General features: G+C 74.4%; 14 protein-coding genes. 7 read left to right on the plus strand and 7 right to left on the minus strand.

Features of this window, described 5'->3' with window-relative positions; translation table 11 throughout:
• Window positions 1–240 precede the first annotated feature (240 nt).
• The 3 genes from E2E34_RS19520 to E2E34_RS19530 all read right to left on the minus strand — a co-directional run bounded on the left by E2E34_RS19520 (window position 241) and on the right by E2E34_RS19530 (window position 3,649).
• Entirely contained in the window at window positions 241–1,818 is a 1,578-nt protein-coding gene (locus E2E34_RS19520; RefSeq protein ID WP_138903202.1) for a sensor histidine kinase, read from the minus strand.
• A 28-nt stretch (window positions 1,819–1,846) separates the two neighbouring features.
• Window positions 1,847–2,890 carry a rod shape-determining protein gene (locus E2E34_RS19525; RefSeq protein WP_138903203.1) on the minus strand — a complete coding sequence of 348 codons (1,044 nt, stop codon included), beginning with the start codon at window positions 2,888–2,890 and terminating at the stop codon, window positions 1,847–1,849.
• Window positions 2,891–3,073: 183 nt separating this feature from the next.
• Window positions 3,074–3,649 (minus strand): hypothetical protein, encoded by a 576-nt coding sequence (locus tag E2E34_RS19530; protein ID WP_138903204.1) that lies wholly within the window; start codon window positions 3,647–3,649, stop codon window positions 3,074–3,076.
• A 112-nt stretch (window positions 3,650–3,761) separates the two neighbouring features.
• Here E2E34_RS19530 and E2E34_RS35510 point away from each other — a divergent pair, with 112 nt between their 5' ends.
• On the plus strand, window positions 3,762–4,718 hold the full coding sequence (locus E2E34_RS35510) for an SCO2400 family protein (protein WP_167518323.1): 957 nt from the start codon (window positions 3,762–3,764) through the stop codon (window positions 4,716–4,718).
• A 21-nt stretch (window positions 4,719–4,739) separates the two neighbouring features.
• On the opposite strand, the gene E2E34_RS19540 is transcribed toward E2E34_RS35510, so the two are convergent.
• The gene (locus E2E34_RS19540; RefSeq protein ID WP_208765278.1) at window positions 4,740–5,162 is read right to left on the minus strand and encodes a MarR family winged helix-turn-helix transcriptional regulator; all 423 of its coding nucleotides are present in this window, start codon (window positions 5,160–5,162) and stop codon (window positions 4,740–4,742) included.
• A 116-nt stretch (window positions 5,163–5,278) separates the two neighbouring features.
• Here E2E34_RS19540 and E2E34_RS19545 point away from each other — a divergent pair, with 116 nt between their 5' ends.
• Window positions 5,279–6,298, plus strand: a complete 1,020-nt coding sequence (locus E2E34_RS19545; RefSeq protein ID WP_138903206.1) for an NADP-dependent oxidoreductase — start codon at window positions 5,279–5,281, stop codon at window positions 6,296–6,298.
• A gap of 67 nt (window positions 6,299–6,365) precedes the next feature.
• Window positions 6,366–6,794 (plus strand): organic hydroperoxide resistance protein, encoded by a 429-nt coding sequence (locus E2E34_RS19550; protein WP_138903207.1) that lies wholly within the window; start codon window positions 6,366–6,368, stop codon window positions 6,792–6,794.
• A gap of 66 nt (window positions 6,795–6,860) precedes the next feature.
• Here E2E34_RS19550 and E2E34_RS19555 read toward each other — a convergent pair whose 3' ends face one another.
• Window positions 6,861–9,434: a M14 family zinc carboxypeptidase gene (locus E2E34_RS19555; protein ID WP_138903208.1), complete on the minus strand. Its 2,574-nt coding sequence runs from the start codon at window positions 9,432–9,434 to the stop codon at window positions 6,861–6,863.
• Window positions 9,435–9,620: 186 nt separating this feature from the next.
• Here E2E34_RS19555 and E2E34_RS19560 point away from each other — a divergent pair, with 186 nt between their 5' ends.
• From E2E34_RS19560 to E2E34_RS19570, 3 genes are all read left to right on the plus strand, one after another.
• Complete coding sequence (locus E2E34_RS19560) at window positions 9,621–10,145, plus strand: GNAT family N-acetyltransferase (RefSeq protein WP_244315893.1); 525 nt, start codon at window positions 9,621–9,623, stop codon at window positions 10,143–10,145.
• Window positions 10,138–10,938, plus strand: coding sequence for an EI24 domain-containing protein (locus E2E34_RS19565; protein WP_138903209.1), 801 nt, complete (start codon window positions 10,138–10,140; stop codon window positions 10,936–10,938). Before E2E34_RS19560 ends, E2E34_RS19565 begins: the two co-directional genes overlap by 8 nt.
• Before the next feature lie 164 nt (window positions 10,939–11,102).
• Window positions 11,103–11,711 carry a LysE family transporter gene (locus E2E34_RS19570; protein ID WP_138903210.1) on the plus strand — a complete coding sequence of 203 codons (609 nt, stop codon included), beginning with the start codon at window positions 11,103–11,105 and terminating at the stop codon, window positions 11,709–11,711.
• Between the two features lie 27 nt (window positions 11,712–11,738).
• Here the strand turns inward: E2E34_RS19570 and E2E34_RS19575 are convergent, their stop codons facing one another.
• Both E2E34_RS19575 and E2E34_RS19580 read right to left on the minus strand, forming a co-directional pair.
• Window positions 11,739–13,058 carry a pyroglutamyl-peptidase I gene (locus E2E34_RS19575; RefSeq protein ID WP_138903211.1) on the minus strand — a complete coding sequence of 440 codons (1,320 nt, stop codon included), beginning with the start codon at window positions 13,056–13,058 and terminating at the stop codon, window positions 11,739–11,741.
• Window positions 13,059–13,110: 52 nt separating this feature from the next.
• Window positions 13,111–13,686: a TetR/AcrR family transcriptional regulator gene (locus E2E34_RS19580; RefSeq protein WP_138903212.1), complete on the minus strand. Its 576-nt coding sequence runs from the start codon at window positions 13,684–13,686 to the stop codon at window positions 13,111–13,113.
• Between the two features lie 188 nt (window positions 13,687–13,874).
• Between E2E34_RS19580 and E2E34_RS19585 the strand changes: the two genes are divergently transcribed.
• On the plus strand, window positions 13,875–16,346 hold the full coding sequence (locus E2E34_RS19585; protein ID WP_138903214.1) for a beta-glucosidase family protein: 2,472 nt from the start codon (window positions 13,875–13,877) through the stop codon (window positions 16,344–16,346).
• Window positions 16,347–16,422 lie beyond the last annotated feature (76 nt).

The following is a 16,422-nucleotide window of genomic DNA, read 5'->3' on the forward strand; positions in this document are numbered from 1 at the left end:
GCGTGGGGACCCGGATGGTGGCACCGGTGGCACGCGGGCGAGGGGGGCACGCCGGCGAGGCGGCGGCGGCGCCTCTCCTGGACGCGGGGCCGGGCCAGGTCCGCCGGGCACCACGGCGCCCCTGGGTGCGTCGTACGGGAGGGACCGGGCAGCCGGGGCGTCCGAGGGCATGGAGCCGCCCCTGACCCGGTGGGGGCAGGGGCGTGGTGGAGCGGGCTCCGGGCGGCTGGTGCCGGTGGCTCACAGGGGCGTCTCCCAGGTGAACGTCGTGCCGGGGCGGCCCGGCTCCGCCGGTGCGTCGTCCGTCACCGTGAGGCGTACGGCCTCCCGCCCGTCCGTCGCCTTCGCCTTCGCGTCGATCTCCACCCGCACCCGCGTGACCCCCGCCCGTCGGTGCGCCGCCGCCAGCGCGGCGCGCAGCTCGGCCAGGAGCCGCTGGGCCGCTCGTTCCGGAACCAGCGCGTCCACCGCCCCCGTGAAGCGCACGGACGGCTGGAACCCGAGCAGCGCGGCCGCACCGGCCGTCTCGCGCAGGACGCGGCCCCGGAAGGTGGCGGGCGCGTCCGCCGGAGGCTGCTGCAACGCGAAGATCGTGGTCCGTACCTCCTGGATGGTGGAGTCCAGCTCGTCCACCGCCGCGCCGAGCAGCTGGTCCAGGTCCGCCGCGTCGGACGCCCGTCGGCGGGTGGACTCCAGCATCATCTCGGTGGCGAACAGCCGCTGTACGACCAGGTCGTGCAGGTCACGCGCGATCCGGTCACGGTCCTCGAAGACCGCGAGCCGCTTCCGGTCGTGCCTGCTGTCCGCCATGACGAGCGCCAGCGCCGCCTGTGAGGCGAACTGCGAGGCGAGCAGCCGTTCGGCCGCCGAGTACGCGGGGCCGCCGCGCCTCCTCGGCAGGGCGAGCGTGCCGATCAGCTTGCCTCCGCTCCGCAGCGGCAGCATCATGCTCGGCCCGAACCGGGCCCGTACCCGCGTCGTCATCCGCTCGTCGCTCGCCGAGTCCTCGACGAACACCGGCTCCCCGCCGAGCAGTTGCTCCAGTACCGGACTGCCGGGCTCGATGACGGTGCCGATCAGGTCGGCGGGGTCGCCGTGGGTGGAAGCGGCGACGATCTCCATGCCGCCCTCCGGCGTGGGCTGGAGAACCACGCCCGCCGAGGCGTCGGCGAGGATCCGGGCCTGCTCGGCGACGGTCGTCAGCGCGTCCTCGGCGCTCTCGCCGGCCAGCAGCGCCGTCGTGCAGGCGGCGGCGCCCTCGATCCAGCGCTCCCGGCGGCGGACCGTCTCGTACAGCCGCGCGTTGCCGATCGCGATGCCCGCCTGCGACGCGAGCACCCGCAGCAGCGCCAGGTCGTCCGTGGTGAATCCGGACGCCCCGGAGGTCCCCCGCTTCTCGGTCAGGTACAGGTTGCCGAAGACCTCGGTGCGCACCCGGACCGGGACGCCGACGAAGGACTTCATCACGGGGTGGCCGGGCGGCAGTCCGGCCGCCCGTATGTCGGACGTCATGTCGGGGACGAGCAGCGGCCGGGGCTCCCTGACCAGGTGGCCGATCAGGCCGGTGCTGCCGTCGGGCAGCCGGCCGACGCGTGCGCGCGCCGCCTCGTCGACGCCCGAGGTGAACAGCTCGCTGACGCCGCCGCGCTCGGGGTCGATCACACCGAGCGCGCCGTACCGCGCCCCGGCCAGTTCGGTGGCGGTGTCCACGATGTGCTGGAGGGTGGCGCGCAGATCGAGGTCGGAGCCGACGTTCAGGAGCGCCTCCAGCAGCGCCGGCAGCCGGGGCGCCGCGTCCGCGCCGCCCTCCCGGTTCACGCCGCCGCCCGTACGCGCGCCGCGCCGGTCAGCCCGAACCGCTGACCGGTTCGAGGCTCATCGGCTGGACCTTGCCCTCCAGCATCGCGCCGAGCCCGAGCACCGAGCAGACGTCGGGCCGCTCCGCGATGTGCACCGGCATGCCCGTGGCGTCGCGCAGCATCTGGTCGAGGCCCGGAAGCAGCGCACTGCCGCCGACCATCATGATGCCGCGGTCGGCCAGGTCGGCGACCAGGTCGGGCGGGCAGTCGCGCAGCACCTTCCCGATGCCGTCGAGCACGGCGGTGAGCGGGGTGTGGATGGCCTGGCGCACGGCGGCGGTGTCGACGTGCACGGAGCGGGCGAGGCCGGTGGCCACGTCCCGGCCGTGGATCTCGGTGGACGCGGGGCCCTCCGCCGTCAGTCCGTTGCCCCTGAGCGCCAGCTGGAGGGGACGTACGGACTGGCTCGGCAGCATCAGTTCGTGCTCCTGGCGCAGGTGCTGGATCACCGCGTGGTCGATCGCGTTGCCGCCGATCGGGATCCGCTCGGCGGTGACGATCGAGCCGAGCGACAGCACCGCGACCTGGGTGGCCGCCGCACCGCACACCATGATCATGGTGGCCGAGGGCTGTTCGACGGGCAGACCGCAGCCGACGGCCGCGGCGATGAGGGTGTCGACGAGCTCGACGCGGCGCGCGCCGAGTCCGATGAGCGTCTCGACGGCCGCACGCCGGGCGAGCGGGTCGCTGTCGTGCGGGGTGCACGCGGCGGCCCGCAGCCGGGGCTTGCGGCGCAGCTGGCGCCGGAGCTTCTCCCCGAGGAGGTGGCGCAGCATGCGCTGGGCCATCTCGATGTCGACGACGGTGCCGCCGGAGACGGGGCGTACGACGCGGATGTAGTCGGGCGTGCGGCCCGTCATCTGTTCGGCGAAGGCACCGACGGCGATGAGCGCGCCGGTGCGGGTGTTCACGGCGGCCACACTCGGCTCGTCGACGACGAGCCCGACACCCTTCACGAAAACCCGGGTCCTGGCGGCCCCGAGATCGACGGCGATATGGCAACGGCGCAACTGCTCAAGACTGACGGTCACGGCAGGTTCTCCCGAGAGCGCTGACGGAACGGCGGATGCCGGTCCTGCTTCGCATCGTGCGGGGGCCGGTGGCCGTGCGCGCGCTGGGTGAGCCGGTCGGGCGTACGAGCTGACGCCCTGCCAGGAGCCGGACCCGGGCGCCCGGGGGAGCGGCGGCGGCCGGTGACCGGCGGGCGGGCGATGTCATACGTCGCCGGGGAAGCCCACGCGCTGCAGCAGCCCCCAGGTGAACTCCGCGACGCAGGGTCTGCCGCCGGGCAGCGTCAGTCCCAGCCGCCACCGGGTGGGCGCCGTTCCCTCCATCGGGCGAGCCGGCGGGAAGGCGCGGGCCACCTCGTCGACGGTGCACGACCAGGGGCGCAGATCGCCCGCGGTGCGCAGCTCGGGGCCGGGCGCGCCGGGGGCGCGGACCAGCCATTCGTTCCACACGGCGCCGCCCGGCGCGGTCAGCACCTCGAAGCGCAGGCCGGGCCAGAGCGGCACCGGCCACGCCTGGGCGTCGCACTCCAGGTCGCCGATCCGGCGGCGTACGGACGTCTCGGGCGGCCCGAGCACCGAGCGGTAGCGCGCCGCCGAGCCGCGCGCACGGGGCGAGCGGACCATCGCCTGCCAGCGGCGGTTGGCCTCCCGCATGTCCGCGAGCGTGACGCCGAGCTCGCGGCGGGCGTCCTCCACCAGGTCCGGCTGGTGGTCGGCCATCCGGCGCAGCAGCACCAGCTGGAAGTCGAGCGGCCCGAAGCGATGCGTGCCCGTATGCATGCGTCCATCCTGCCCGGCCCCTGCGACACGCGGCGGAACAGGGGCTTCCACACAGGATCCTCACACCATCGGCTCCCGATGTTGACCCTGTGACGCATAACCTGCGGGCGCCATGGACTACTGCTACTCCTGCCGCAGGCACCTCAACGGCGCTCTGGCCTGCGCCGGATGCGGAGCCCCCGCCGGTGACCTCGGCCACGCCGCGCCCGCGGGCCACGCCCCGCCCGCCGCCCCCGGCCCGCACGGCTACGACGTCCACCAGGCGCAGGAAGGCCCCGGCGGCCACACGGCGCCCGCCGGGCCGTACGGCGACACCGGGCCGTACGAGGTCACCGGGCCGTACGAGCGCGCCGAGCCGTACGAGGACACCGGTTCGTACGACGACGCGTCCTCGGAAGCCGGGGAAGCAGCTGACGAAGCGGGGGAAGCCGAGAAAGAAGCAGCCTCCGGCCCCGCCGGTCCCGGCCGCGCCGCCCGGCGTACGCAGCGCTCGCGCGGTGGCCGCAGGGCGCACCGGCGCCGGGGTCGCAAGCTGGTCATCGTGGGGATGGGGCTGGTCCTGGCCGGCGGTGCGCTGAGCCTGGCCGAGCTCGCCACCGAGTCCGGGGGCGAGGGCTGGATCTCCCGCGCCGTGCACGGCGAGGACGAGGAGGGCGCCACGGAGAGCGAGGGCGTACCGGGCGAGACGGCCGCGACCGGTCAGGCGGGCACCGCGGGCGCCGGCGCGGGCGTGGGCGCGCAGGCCGACCCGTCGGCGTCCGGGAGCACCGCGTCCGCTTCCGCGTCGGCCTCGGCGTCGGACAGCGGATCGCCGTCCGCCAAGCCCTCGAAGTCCGCCTCGGCGAGTGCCACGGGCAGCGCGGACGCCACCGCCTCGGACCCGCAGTCGTCGCCCGGAGGCGCGCCCCAGGAGCCCGGCGGCCAGCCGTCGTCCGCGCCCGCGCCGCCCGAGGAGCAGCCCGCGCCCCCGCCGCCCGCGGCGTCGCAGGACCCCGGGCCGGCTCCGCAGCCGACTCCGGAACCCACGCCGACCAGGACGTGCGACCGGTTCCTGTGGTGGTGCTCCTGAGGGGCGGGGCCCCGGGGGCGGTCAGTTCCCGAGCATCCGCTTCAGCAGGTCGCGCAGCGCGGTGCGCTCGTCATCGGTCAGCTCACCGAGCGGCTCCCGCGCGAAGTCCAGGGACGCGCGCAGCTTCGCCGCGGTGCGCCGCCCCTCCTCGGTGGCGGCGGCGAGCTTGACCCGCCGGTCCGCCGGATCGGGCCGCCGCTCGACGAGGCCGCGCGCCTCCAGCCGGTCGACGATCCCGGTGATGTTCGACGGCTCGCACTTCAATGTCCTGGCGATGCGCCGCATGGGCGTCGCCTCGACGGAGAGCAGACCCAGTACGCGCGCCTGGGCGCCGGTGAGCGCGTGCTGCGCCGCCGCCTCGTCGTACTCCGCGTAGTAGCGGGAGACGACCTCGCCGATGAGCTCGACGACTTCGAGGGTCAGGGGATCTGTGCGAGGGGCCATGGTGGCCATCGTACCCATTTACTTGACAAGCTGAAATATCCAGGCGCATGGTTGTTTCACTACGTGAAGCTTTACGGCTTCACAGCTTCTCAGCTTTTCCAAGGAGGTCGCACCGCATGACCGCACTGCCCACGACCGGCCGCTCCTGGCACCTCGTCGCCCGCCCGCACGGCTGGCCCAAGCCCGAGGACTTCGCGCTGCGTGAAGCCCCGGTGACGGAGCCCGGCGAGGGCCGCGTCCTGGTCCGCAACCTCCACTTCTCGGTCGACCCCTACATGCGCGGGCGGATGAACGACGTGAAGTCGTACGTCCCGCCGTTCAAGCTGGACCAGCCGATGGACGGCGGCGCGGTCGGCGAGGTCATCGCCTCCGCCGACGAGCGCTTCGCCGTCGGCGACCACGTCCTGCACGGGCTCGGCTGGCGGGAGTACGCCGAGGTCCCCGCGCAGCACGCGACCAAGGTCGACGCCTCGCTCGCCCCCCTCTCCGCCTATCTCGGCGTCCTGGGCATGCCGGGCCTCACCGCCTACGCGGGCCTCTTCGAGGTCGCCTCCTTCAAGGAGGGCGACTCCGTCTTCGTCTCCGGCGCGGCCGGCGCCGTCGGCAGCCAGGTCGGCCAGCTGGCGAAGCTGCGGGGCGCCTCGCGCGTCATCGGCTCGGCGGGCTCCGACGAGAAGGTCAAGCACCTGATCGAGGACCTGGGCTTCGACGCCGCGTTCAACTACAAGAACGGCCCCGTCGCGGAGCAGCTGCGCGCGGCCGCGCCCGACGGCGTCGACGTCTACTTCGACAACGTCGGCGGCGACCACCTCGAAGCGGCCATCGGCTCGCTGAACCTGCACGGCCGGGCGGCCATCTGCGGCATGATCGCGCAGTACAACAACACGGAGTCCACGCCGGGCCCGCGCAACATGGCGCTGATCATCGGCAAGCGGCTGCGGCTCCAGGGACTGCTGGTCAGCGACCACGCGGCGCTCCAGCCGCAGTTCGTCGAGGAGGTCTCGGCCTGGATCCGCTCCGGCGAGCTGAAGTACAGCGAGACGGTCGTCGAAGGCATCGAGAACGGCTACGACGCGTTTGTCGGCCTCCTGCGCGGTGAGAACACCGGGAAGATGATCGTTTCGCTCACCCGATAGGCTCACCCCCAGCCGCCGCGGTCGTGGGCGCGAGTCGCGGCGTACACAGCAGGAGGAATGCTTCAGCATGACCATTCTCGACATAGACGTGAAGTACACCGCTGTCGCCACCGCCGAGAACGGCCGTGACGGCCGCGTCGCGACGGACGACGGCAAGCTGGACGTCGTCGTCAACCCGCCGAAGGAGATGGGCGGCAGCGGCGCCGGCACCAACCCGGAACAGCTGTTCGCCGCCGGTTACAGCGCCTGCTTCCAGGGGGCGCTGGGTGTCGTCGCCCGCAAGGAGAACGTGGACATCTCCGGCTCGACCGTGACCGCGAAGGTCGGCATCGGCTCGAACGGCAACGGCGGCTTCGGCCTGGAGGTCGCGCTCTCCGCCCACATCCCGAACGTGGACGAGGCCACCGCGCTGGATCTGCTGGAGAAGGCGCACCAGGTGTGCCCGTACTCGAACGCGACCCGCGGCAACATCAAGGTCGACCTGGCCGTCGTCTGACGTCCGCCCCGTACGACGCGAAGGGCCGCACCCCGGCACGGGGTGCGGCCCTTCGCCGTCGCGCGGTCAGCCCGCCGAGTTCAGCAGCGCCCGCCCGACCTGCGCGTAGGCGCCCTTAGGGTGCGCGCGGAACAGCGGCTCCGTGCCGAACAGCACGACCTTCGCGCCCCCGGCCGACGCACCGCTGACGACGGCCGCCCGGCCCGCCGCGTCCCGGGGTCCGCCGCCGCCGTCGGGCGCCGGCCGCCAGTGGCCGGACACGAGCGGGTTCCCGGCGCCGTACCTCTGCTCCACGCGCACGCCCGGGCCGAGGTCGGTGAACCACAGCGGCGAGTAGACGAAGGTGTGATGCGGGGCGCCGCCCGTCACCGGGCCGCCCACGTTCACGACCCGGACGACGCCGTTGGCGTCCCCGTTGCCCTCGACCGGCTTCACCGCCAGCAGCCCCGCGTCCGCGTTGAGCGCGGCCCCCGCCGCGCCGCGGCCGACCAGGCCGCCGCCCCCGGCGAGGAACGCGTCGAGCGCGCCGCGCGCCGCCGCGCCGAGCTTCCCGTACTCCAGCCCGCCCGACACGAACAGCACGTCCGTCCGCGACCAGTCGAAGCCCGCGTCGAGCACGTCCGTCGAGACGGGGGTCACGTCGAAGCCCATCTCCCGCAGCGCGAAGAGCTCGCCCGGCGCGACCGCCGCCGCCACCCGCGTGCGGTGCAGCGCGGCGACGCCCTTGGCCCGGGTGGCGTGGAACGCGACGCCGTACCGCGCGGCGAGCGCGGCGGCCTTCGAGCGGGCCGAGGCGGGCACCAGCGCGCTGCCGTCGGCCGTACGCCGCACCTGGACGCCGTCCCGCAGCAGGGAGTTGAGCGCCGCCAGCTCCCCGGGGTCGTCGAGCCGCAGCCGCAGGGCGCCGTGCCCGGCGACGTACCCGGTGGGCGACGCGGCACGGACCGCACGGCCGGGCACGTCGAGCCCGCCGGGCCCGGCCGTGCGCACCTTCTCCACGCTCGCGCCCCACAGCAGCCCGAGGCTCCAGCCGGAGATGTCGTACATCGTCGAGACGTCCGCGCTGATGTCCCGGCCCTCGGCCAGCATCACGTTCGCCAGGCCGCGCTTGGGCTGGCGCATGTCGACGACGTACGACCCCGCCTCGTACGACCGCCCGCCGAGCCGGAAGTCCCGGCGCGCCCGCTCGACGCGCACGTCGTTGGCGACGAGGTGGCCGACCAGCCGGGCCGCCGCCGTCGCGGAGCGCTGGCCCCGGCCCGCCGGGACGACGTACGCCCGGGGGAAGTCCGTCGTGTAGACGTCCTCGGGGCCGATGCCGGGCACCCCCGGGACGGTCTTCGCCGACACCGGGACCTGCGCGGCGCCCGCCGCTCCGCGCCGGAACGTCTCGATCTGGTCGGCGACGACCGACGACCGCTTCTCTGCCGTGTAGTCGAGGGTCGCGCGCATCGCCGCGCCCGCTATGTCCGTGTTGATGGCGGCCCTGCGGCGCAGCTCGGCCACCGGCAGGGTGTCGTACGCCCGGTTGTTGACCTGCATCGGGAACTCGATGGTGTGCGCCGCGACCGCGCCCTGGAACGGCATGTACTGCGGCGTGAAGATCGGCGGCCAGTCGTCCCAGCCCTCCTCCTGGTCCCGGAAGGGGATGACGGCCGGCTCGACGCCGTCCTTCGCGGCCGTGTAGCCGAGGCCGTTGACGGCGGCCTCCATGCCGAGCGCGTTGGCGTAGGAGTTCTTGAGGAAGAGGTCGTACTCGTAGTTCTCGCCGTGCGGCGGGGTCGTCGGCTCGATGAGCGTGCCGTTGACGTACCCGTGCAGGTCGATCATGACGGCCGGCTGCTTGTCGATGGCGATGCGCCGGATCGCGCGCGCCTCGGGCTGGGTGGCGGTGATGAAGTCGCGGTTGAGGTCGAAGCCGTTGGCGTTGGCGCGGGTGCCGGCGATCCGCCCGTCGGGATTGGCCGTGACATTGACGTAGACACGGGTCCTGGCCAGCAGGTCGGCGGTCTCGCGGTCCTTCGCCCTCGCCAGGTCCTCGATGAGCTTCAGGGCGGCGTCCGTGCCCTCCCACTCGTTGCCGTGGATGTTGTTGTTGATGAACACGGGCGCCTTGTAGGCGGTCTTGACGCGCCGGTCCTTGGCGGCGGCCGCCGGCGCGTTCTCGATCAGCTCGCGCATCCGCTCCTGCTCGCGGGCCTGGCGCTCGCTCTCCGGCGCGGTGACCGTCACCAGGTACAACTGGTGCCCGCCCGCGGACTTCCCCGCCACCTCGACGCTCACCCGGTCGCCGCCGAGCTTCTGGAGCGCGTTGAGCCTGGGAGCGATGGAGTGGTACGGCGTGAGCCCCAGCCTGAGGGACTTGTCGGCCGGGTTCGCGGCGGGCGGCGTGAGGTGCGTGCGGCGCGGGTAACCGCCGCCGCGCCGCAGCCCCGAGGGCGCGCCGGCGTCGAGAGCCCGGGCGGCGGTCTTCGCCGGGGCGCGCGCCGCCTGCCCCTGGCCGCCGGCCCGCTCCCGGTGGACGCCGTCGCCGCCGCCCGGGGGGCCCGGCCGGGCGAGGGCGTCGACGGGGGCGAGCAGGAGTGCGCTCGCCACGGCGGCGGTGGTGAGGAGGAGCGGTCTCGGTATGCCGGTGCCCATGCGTGTCTCCGGGTGCGTCGGAAGCGATCAGGGATGATCGTCACGCAGGGGTCTACCCGGTGAATCCCGCACCGGCAAGAGGGCATTGGGCCGTTCCCCGCTCCCGCCCCGGCGCCGTGGCGGCGGCCGGTTGATGCCCGGCCGAATGCGCAGGCCGCGAACCGCGACGCCGTGTACGGTCCACCTGTGCCGCTGCGACCCCTTCCCCCGAAACTGACGCGCCTGCGCGCCGACCACGCCCCGGCCGTGCTCGCCTTCGAGCGCGAGAACCGCGCGTACTTCGCCCGGTCCGTGCCCGACCGGGGTGACGACTACTTCGCCTCCTTCGCGTCCCGGCACGCCGCCCTGCTCGCGGAGCAGGACGCCGGCGTGTGCCACTTCCACCTGCTGCTGGACGACGACGGCGCGGTCCTGGGACGGGTCAACCTGGTCGACGTCGAGGACGGGAGCGCCGACCTCGGCTACCGCATCGCCGAACGCGCCACCGGCCGGGGCCTGGCCGTGGCGGCGGTACGGGAGGTGTGCGCACGCGCCGCGGCCGACTACGGCCTCACGGCCCTCACCGCCGCCACCACGCTCGACAACCGCGCCTCCCGCGCCGTCCTGGCCCGCACCGGCTTCGTCCCGGTCGGTGACGTCGACCTCGACGGCAGCCCGGGTACGCGGTACGCGCTCCGCCTCGGCCAGTCGATAGGCTGGGCGCATGCGTGATCTCGGGGTGGGTTTCGGTTACTTGATGAAGGGCCAGCGCTGGGTCGGCCGGCACGGCAGGTCGTACGGCTTCGGCCTGCTGCCCGGCCTGGTGACCTTCGTGCTGTACGTCGGCGCGCTCATCGGCCTCGGCCTCGGGGCCGACGACCTGACGGCCTGGGCGACGCCCTTCGCCGACGACTGGGGCTCGCCCTGGCTCGGCCTCTTCCGGGGCGCGCTGACGGCCCTGCTCTTCGCGCTGGCGCTGTTCCTCGCGGTGATCACCTTCACCGCCGTGACGCTGCTCGTGGGCCAGCCCTTCTACGAGGAGCTGTCCGAGCGCGTCGACCGCTCGGTGTCCCCCGACGGGAGCGCCCCCGAGTCGGACCTTCCGCTGCTGCGGGAGCTGTGGATCTCCGCCCGCGACAGCCTGCGCGTCCTGGCCCGGGTGCTGCTGTACGGCATCCTGCTCTTCGCCTGCGGTTTCATCCCGGTGCTCGGCCAGACCGTCGTTCCCGCGCTCGGCTTCTGCGTCTCCGGCTTCTTCCTCGCCCACGAGCTCACGTCGGTGGCGCTCCAGCGCCGGGGCATCGACCTGAAGCAGCGGCTCACCCTGCTGCGCGGACGCCGCCTCCTCACGCTCGGCTTCGGAGTCCCGCTCACCCTCTCCTTCCTCGTGCCGCTGGTCGCCGTCTTCCTCATGCCGGGCGCCGTGGCCGGTGCGACGCTGATGGCGCGCGACCTGCTGGAGGAGCCGTCGGCCGACGCGGACGACGTCGTCGGTGACGTGGCGGCGCCCCCGGCCACGGCGTAGTCACGTCGGCCATGACGAGGCCCGGCGCGTCCGGCGGGCGTGGCCCTGACGGAGCCGGGCTCGGACATGAACAGGGCCGCTGCGGCGATCACGCGCACCATGGTGCATGTCCCGCTGGGTGAAAGGCACTTGATCGCCGGGCCCGGGGCGGCGAGCATCACCCCATGACAGAAGTGACAGCCGTAGCCGTCATCACCCTCCTCGCGGTCATCAGCCCGGGCGCCGACTTCGCGATGGTCGTCCGCAACAGCTGCCTCCACGGCCGCACGACCGGTCTGTTCGGCGCCGCCGGAGTGGCCGCCGGCGTCCTCGTGCACGTGACGTACACGATGCTCGGCGTGGGCCTGCTGATCGCCTCCTCGACCGAGCTCTTCACCGCGATCAAACTGGCGGGCGCGGCCTACCTCGTCTACATCGGGGTACGCACCTTCACCGCCCGCGCGGACCTCACCGTCGACCTGGACGCGAAGCCGGCGCTCGGTCCGCTCGGCGCACTGCGCTCCGGCTTCCTCACCAACGTCCTCAACCCGAAGACCACGCTGTTCGTCGTGTCGACCTTCACCCAGGTCGTCGGCCCCGAGACCCCGGCGTGGCACCAGGCGGGCTACGGGCTGTTCATGTCGGCCGCGCACTTCGGGTGGTTCGGCGTCGTCGCGCTGTTCTTCTCCGACTCCCGGCTGCGCGCGGCCATGCTGCGCCGCCAGAAGGCCCTCAACCGCGCGATCGGCTCGGTGCTGGTGGGCCTCGGCGTCACGCTGGGGTTCGCCCGCTGAGGCCCACCGCCACCCGGCCGCCGCTCGTCAGCGCCGGCCGGCCGCCACGGTGACGATCGCCCGTATCTGCGCGACGATGTCCTGCCGGTTGCGTACGAACTCGGGGTCGCTCACCTCACTCGTGTTGCCCGCGCCGAACTGGAGCACCGGCGTGTGCACGTGCCCGCCGGGCAGGGCCGGCAGCCCCAGGCGGTCGCGCAGCAGGGTCGCCCGGTACGCGATCTCGTTGGACAGGTAGTCGCCGCCGCCCCCGGCGCGGGCGGCCGAGCCCGGGGTCGGGCCGTCCGGCCGGACGACGGGGGCGCTCGCGCCCGCCGGTACCTCGGTGACCGACGTGTTGTCGTACACCGGGAAGCGGCCGGTGTCCGCCGCCGTGATCTCCCGGTACGGAAGGGTCGTGGTGGTCCACTGCGGCTGCGAGGCCGGGTCGTCCACCGGGACCGTCCCGGTGGACGAGACGTTCTCGTTGTCCCCGAAGCCGCCGCGCCAGGCTCCGTTGTGGCGCTCGACGTCGATCCGGCCCACCCGGCCCTGGCTCACGGTGGTGAACAGGTCGAGGTGCGGCAGGTGCGGGCGCAGGGCGCGCTCGACCGTGCCGTCCGCGAAGTCCCGCCACAGCACGGGGAAGACGGCCGTCTCGATCCGCGCGGGGCCGTCGGCGGTCCGTACGACCGTGCCGTCCAGCGCGAGCGCCGTCGCGCCCGACGGGTTGCTGATCCGGACGTCCCGGTCCAGCGTGAACGGGTCGAAACCGGTGACGAGCACCCGCTTGACGCCCTTGCCGCCGCCCGCCCCCGCTGCCGGGAAGCGGATGCTGTCCTGGCCGCGCGAGGACCGCTCCAGCCGGTCCAGCAGCTTCGACCGCGCCGCGTCCGGCAGCGCGAACGGCGCCTGCCACCGGCGCAGTTCACGCGTCATGGCCAGCCGGGCCCAGTACAGCGGCCGGTCGTCCTCCCGGCTCAGCTCCGCCCGCCCGTCGTCACCCTTCGGGGGAAGCGCTGCGCGCCCTTCCGGGCCGCGCCCCTGCGCGCGGTCCACGGCCCGCCGCCACAGCCCCGCTCCGTGCCGTACGACGGCCCGTTCGGCGGCGGCGTACGACCGCGCCCCGCCCAGCGCCTGCCCGAAGTCCGCCGCCAGGGCGTCGAATCCGCTGCTCCGCAGGATCTCCTGCGGAACCGCCCGCTCCAGCCGCTGCTCCTCGACGGTCGCCGGAGCGGGGGCCGCAGCCCGGGCCGACGCGGCCGCCGCCGGGGGCAGCGCCCCGAGCAGGGGGGCCAGGGCGAGGAGCGCGACGCCAAGTGCGGCGGCGCGGGGGCGAGTCGGACGTGCCGGGCGTATCGGGGACACGGTGATCCTTCCGTCGGGTGGCGGCAGTATCGCCGTACGCCCCGGGCCCGCGCTACGGGGCGGGTGGGCGGCGCAGCAGGGTGAGGAAGTCGCGGAAGGCGGCGGGCATGTCCACCGACCCCGGGTCGAGCAGCCACTGGTACTGCAGCCCGTCCATGACCGCCACCAGCAGCGGCGCCGCCTGCTCCGGGGTGAGCCCGCCGAGCAGCGCGTCGCCGTACTCGGCGCGCAGGGCGGCCGCCATGCCCTCCCGCACCTGGGCGTAGCGGTGGGTGAAGAACTGCCGCGCCGGGTGCTCCTCGGTGACGCTCTCGCCGAGCAGCGCGGAGAAGGTCTGCACGATGCCGGGGCGCATCGCGTTGTACTCCACGAGCGAGTCGAGCAGGTCGAGTCGCCAGGCGCCGGCGCTGCGCCCGGAGCCTCCGGTGTCCCACTGGTCGCGTTCCTCCAGCACCGCGACGAGCAGCGCCTCCTTGGTGGGGAAGTAGTGGAGCAGCCCCTGCTGGGTCAGGCCGACGCGCTCGGCCACCGCGCCGAGCGACGCCCCGCGGTAGCCGCGCTCGGCGATCACTTCGAGGGCCGCGCGGAGAATCTCCGCCCGCCGCTCCTCGCTCCTGGCCCTCGCCATCGTCCGGTTCCTTCCCCTCGTACGTGCTGGCAGGACGGTACGCCATCGCCAGAATCACGAATGCATAACGAACCCTACCGCTCTACAGGTAAACCCGTGACGATGGGAGGACGAGAGACCGACCAGGACTGCAACGAGGAGGTACGGACGTGGCGATCGACCCCAGCACCCAGGACACCCCCGACCGGATGCGTGAGGAGGCCGTCGAAGCGGCTCTCGGCAAGATCGGCCTCGACGCCAAGGCCCGGCTGCTCGGCGGCCAGGACATGTGGTCGCTGCCCGCCCTGCCCGAGATCGGCCTGCGGTCCCTGGTCATGTCCGACGGCCCGGTCGGCGTGCGCGGCGTCCGCTGGAGCGCCGACGACCCGTCGGTCGCGCTGCCGTCACCGACCGCGCTCGCCGCCACCTGGGACCCGGAACTCGCCCGCCGCGCCGGCCGCCTGCTGGCCCAGGAGGCCCGCCGCAAGGACGTGCACGTCCTCCTCGCGCCGACCGTGAACCTGCACCGCTCGCCGCTCGGCGGCCGGCACTTCGAGTGCTACTCCGAGGACCCCCACCTCACCGGCGAGATCGGCTCCGGTTATGTGAACGGCGTCCAGGACGGCGGCGTCGGCACCACCGTCAAGCACTTCGTCGCCAACGACGCCGAGACCGACCGCTTCACCGTCGACAACGTCATCACCTCCCGCCCCCTGCGCGAGCTGTACCTGGCGCCCTTCGAGGCCATCGTCAAGAACGCCCACCCCTGGGGCATCATGGCGGCCTACAACCGGGTCAACGGCGTCACCATGACCGAACACCGCTATCTCCAGAACGAGGTGCTGCGCGGCGAATGGGGCTTCGACGGCTTCATCGTCTCCGACTGGATGGCGGCCCGCTCCACCGCCGGCGACATCGCGGGCGGCCTCGACGTCGCCATGCCGGGTCCTGTCACCGTGTACGGCGAGGCGCTCGCCGGGGCCGTCCGCGCGGGCGAGGTCGACGAATCCGTGGTCGACGACGCCGTGCGCAACGTCCTGCGGCTCGCCGCCCGCGTCGGCGCCCTGGACGGCGCCCCGCCGGTCGTCACCGAACCGCCGGCGCCCCTCGACGGCCGGGCGCTGGCCCGCGAGGTGGCCCGTCGCGCGTTCGTCCTCGTACGCAACGAGGCGCGCGACGGGCAGCCCGTCCTGCCCCTCGCCCCCGCGAGGCTCCGCAAGCTCGCCCTCCTCGGCGCGGCCGCCCGTGACGCCCGCGTCCTCGGCGGCGGCTCCGCCACCGTCTTCCCCGAGCGGGTCGTCGCCCCCCTCGACGGCCTCGCCGCCGCGCTGCCGGACGCCGTGCTGACGTACGCCGTCGGCGCCGACCCCAGCGAGGAACTCGGGACCGCCGGTACCGGCTTCACCCTGGGCGCCGTCTGCCGTGACGCCGCCGGCGACGTCATCGGCACGCGCTCGCTCCCCGGCGGCCAGGTGCAGTGGATCGGCGGCGACCTGCCCGACGGCGTCACCCACGACGCGCTCCACAGCGTCGAGGTCAGGGGCACCTTCGTCCCGCGCGAGAGCGGCGAGCACGCCTTCGGCACGCGCGGCCTCGGCGCGTTCACGCTCACCGTGGCCGGTGAGGTCCTCTACGACGGCGTCCAGCCGCTGTCCGACGCCGCGGACCCCTTCGAGGCGTTCCTCGGCGCCCCCGCCGAGCGCGGCCGGGTCCGCCTCACGGCGGGCGAACCGGTGGAGGTCTCGCTCGTGCACACCCTGGACCGGCGCGACGACGTACCGCTGCCCGCGGTCATGTTCTCGTTCCTGCACGGGGCGCCGCGGCGCGACCCCGACGAGCTGATCGCCGAGGCGGTCGAAGCGGCGCGCGGCGCCGACGCGGCGGTCGTCGTGGTCGCCACGACCGAGCGGGTCGAGTCGGAGGGCTTCGACCGTGCGCACCTGCGCCTGCCGGGCCGCCAGGACGACCTGGTGCGCGCGGTGGCCGCCGCCAACCCGAACACCGTCGTGGTCGTCAACGCCGGTTCGCCGGTGGAGATGCCGTGGCGCGAGGACGTCGCCGCCGTGCTGCTCGGCTGGTTCCCGGGCCAGGAGGGCGGCGCGGCGCTCGCCGACGTGCTCCTCGGCGCAGAGGAGCCGGGCGGGCGCCTGCCGACCACCTGGCCGGCGGCGTTCGCCGACGCGCCGGTGACGGAGGTCGTGCCCACGGACGGCGAACTGCACTACCGCGAGGGCCTGTTCGTCGGGTACCGCGCGTGGGACAGGGCCGGTACCGCGCCGGCGTACCCGTTCGGTCACGGACTGGGCTACACCACCTGGGAGTACGAGTCCCTGGAGGTGACCCCGACGGCGGCCAAGGTCCGCGTGCGCAACACCGGCGCACGCGCCGGCCGCGAGGTCGTCCAGGTCTACCTGGCCCCGCAGGCGGACACGGTGGAACGGCCGGCACGGTGGCTCGCGGGGTTCGCGAGCGTCGAGGCGGGGCCGGGGGAGTGCGCGGAGACCGAGATCGCGCTGCCGGCCCGCGCGTTCGAGATCTGGGACGAGGAGGCCGGGGCCTGGTCCTTCGTGCCGGGCGTGTACGAGGTACGGGCGTCCCGCTCCCTCGCCGACCCCCGGCTGACGGCCACGCTGGAACTCCAGCCCGCCCCGGACGCGCCGCAGGCGTCCGCCGGCGCCTAGTCCTGCCGCGCCGGCCGGCCTCGCGCGGGAGCGGCGAGCGGCGCGGCCGGGGCGCCGGGCCCCCGCACACCGGTGC

It is taken from the genome of Streptomyces albidochromogenes (assembly GCF_005981925.1).
In the GTDB taxonomy this organism is placed as follows: Bacteria; Actinomycetota; Actinomycetes; order Streptomycetales; family Streptomycetaceae; genus Streptomyces; species Streptomyces albidochromogenes.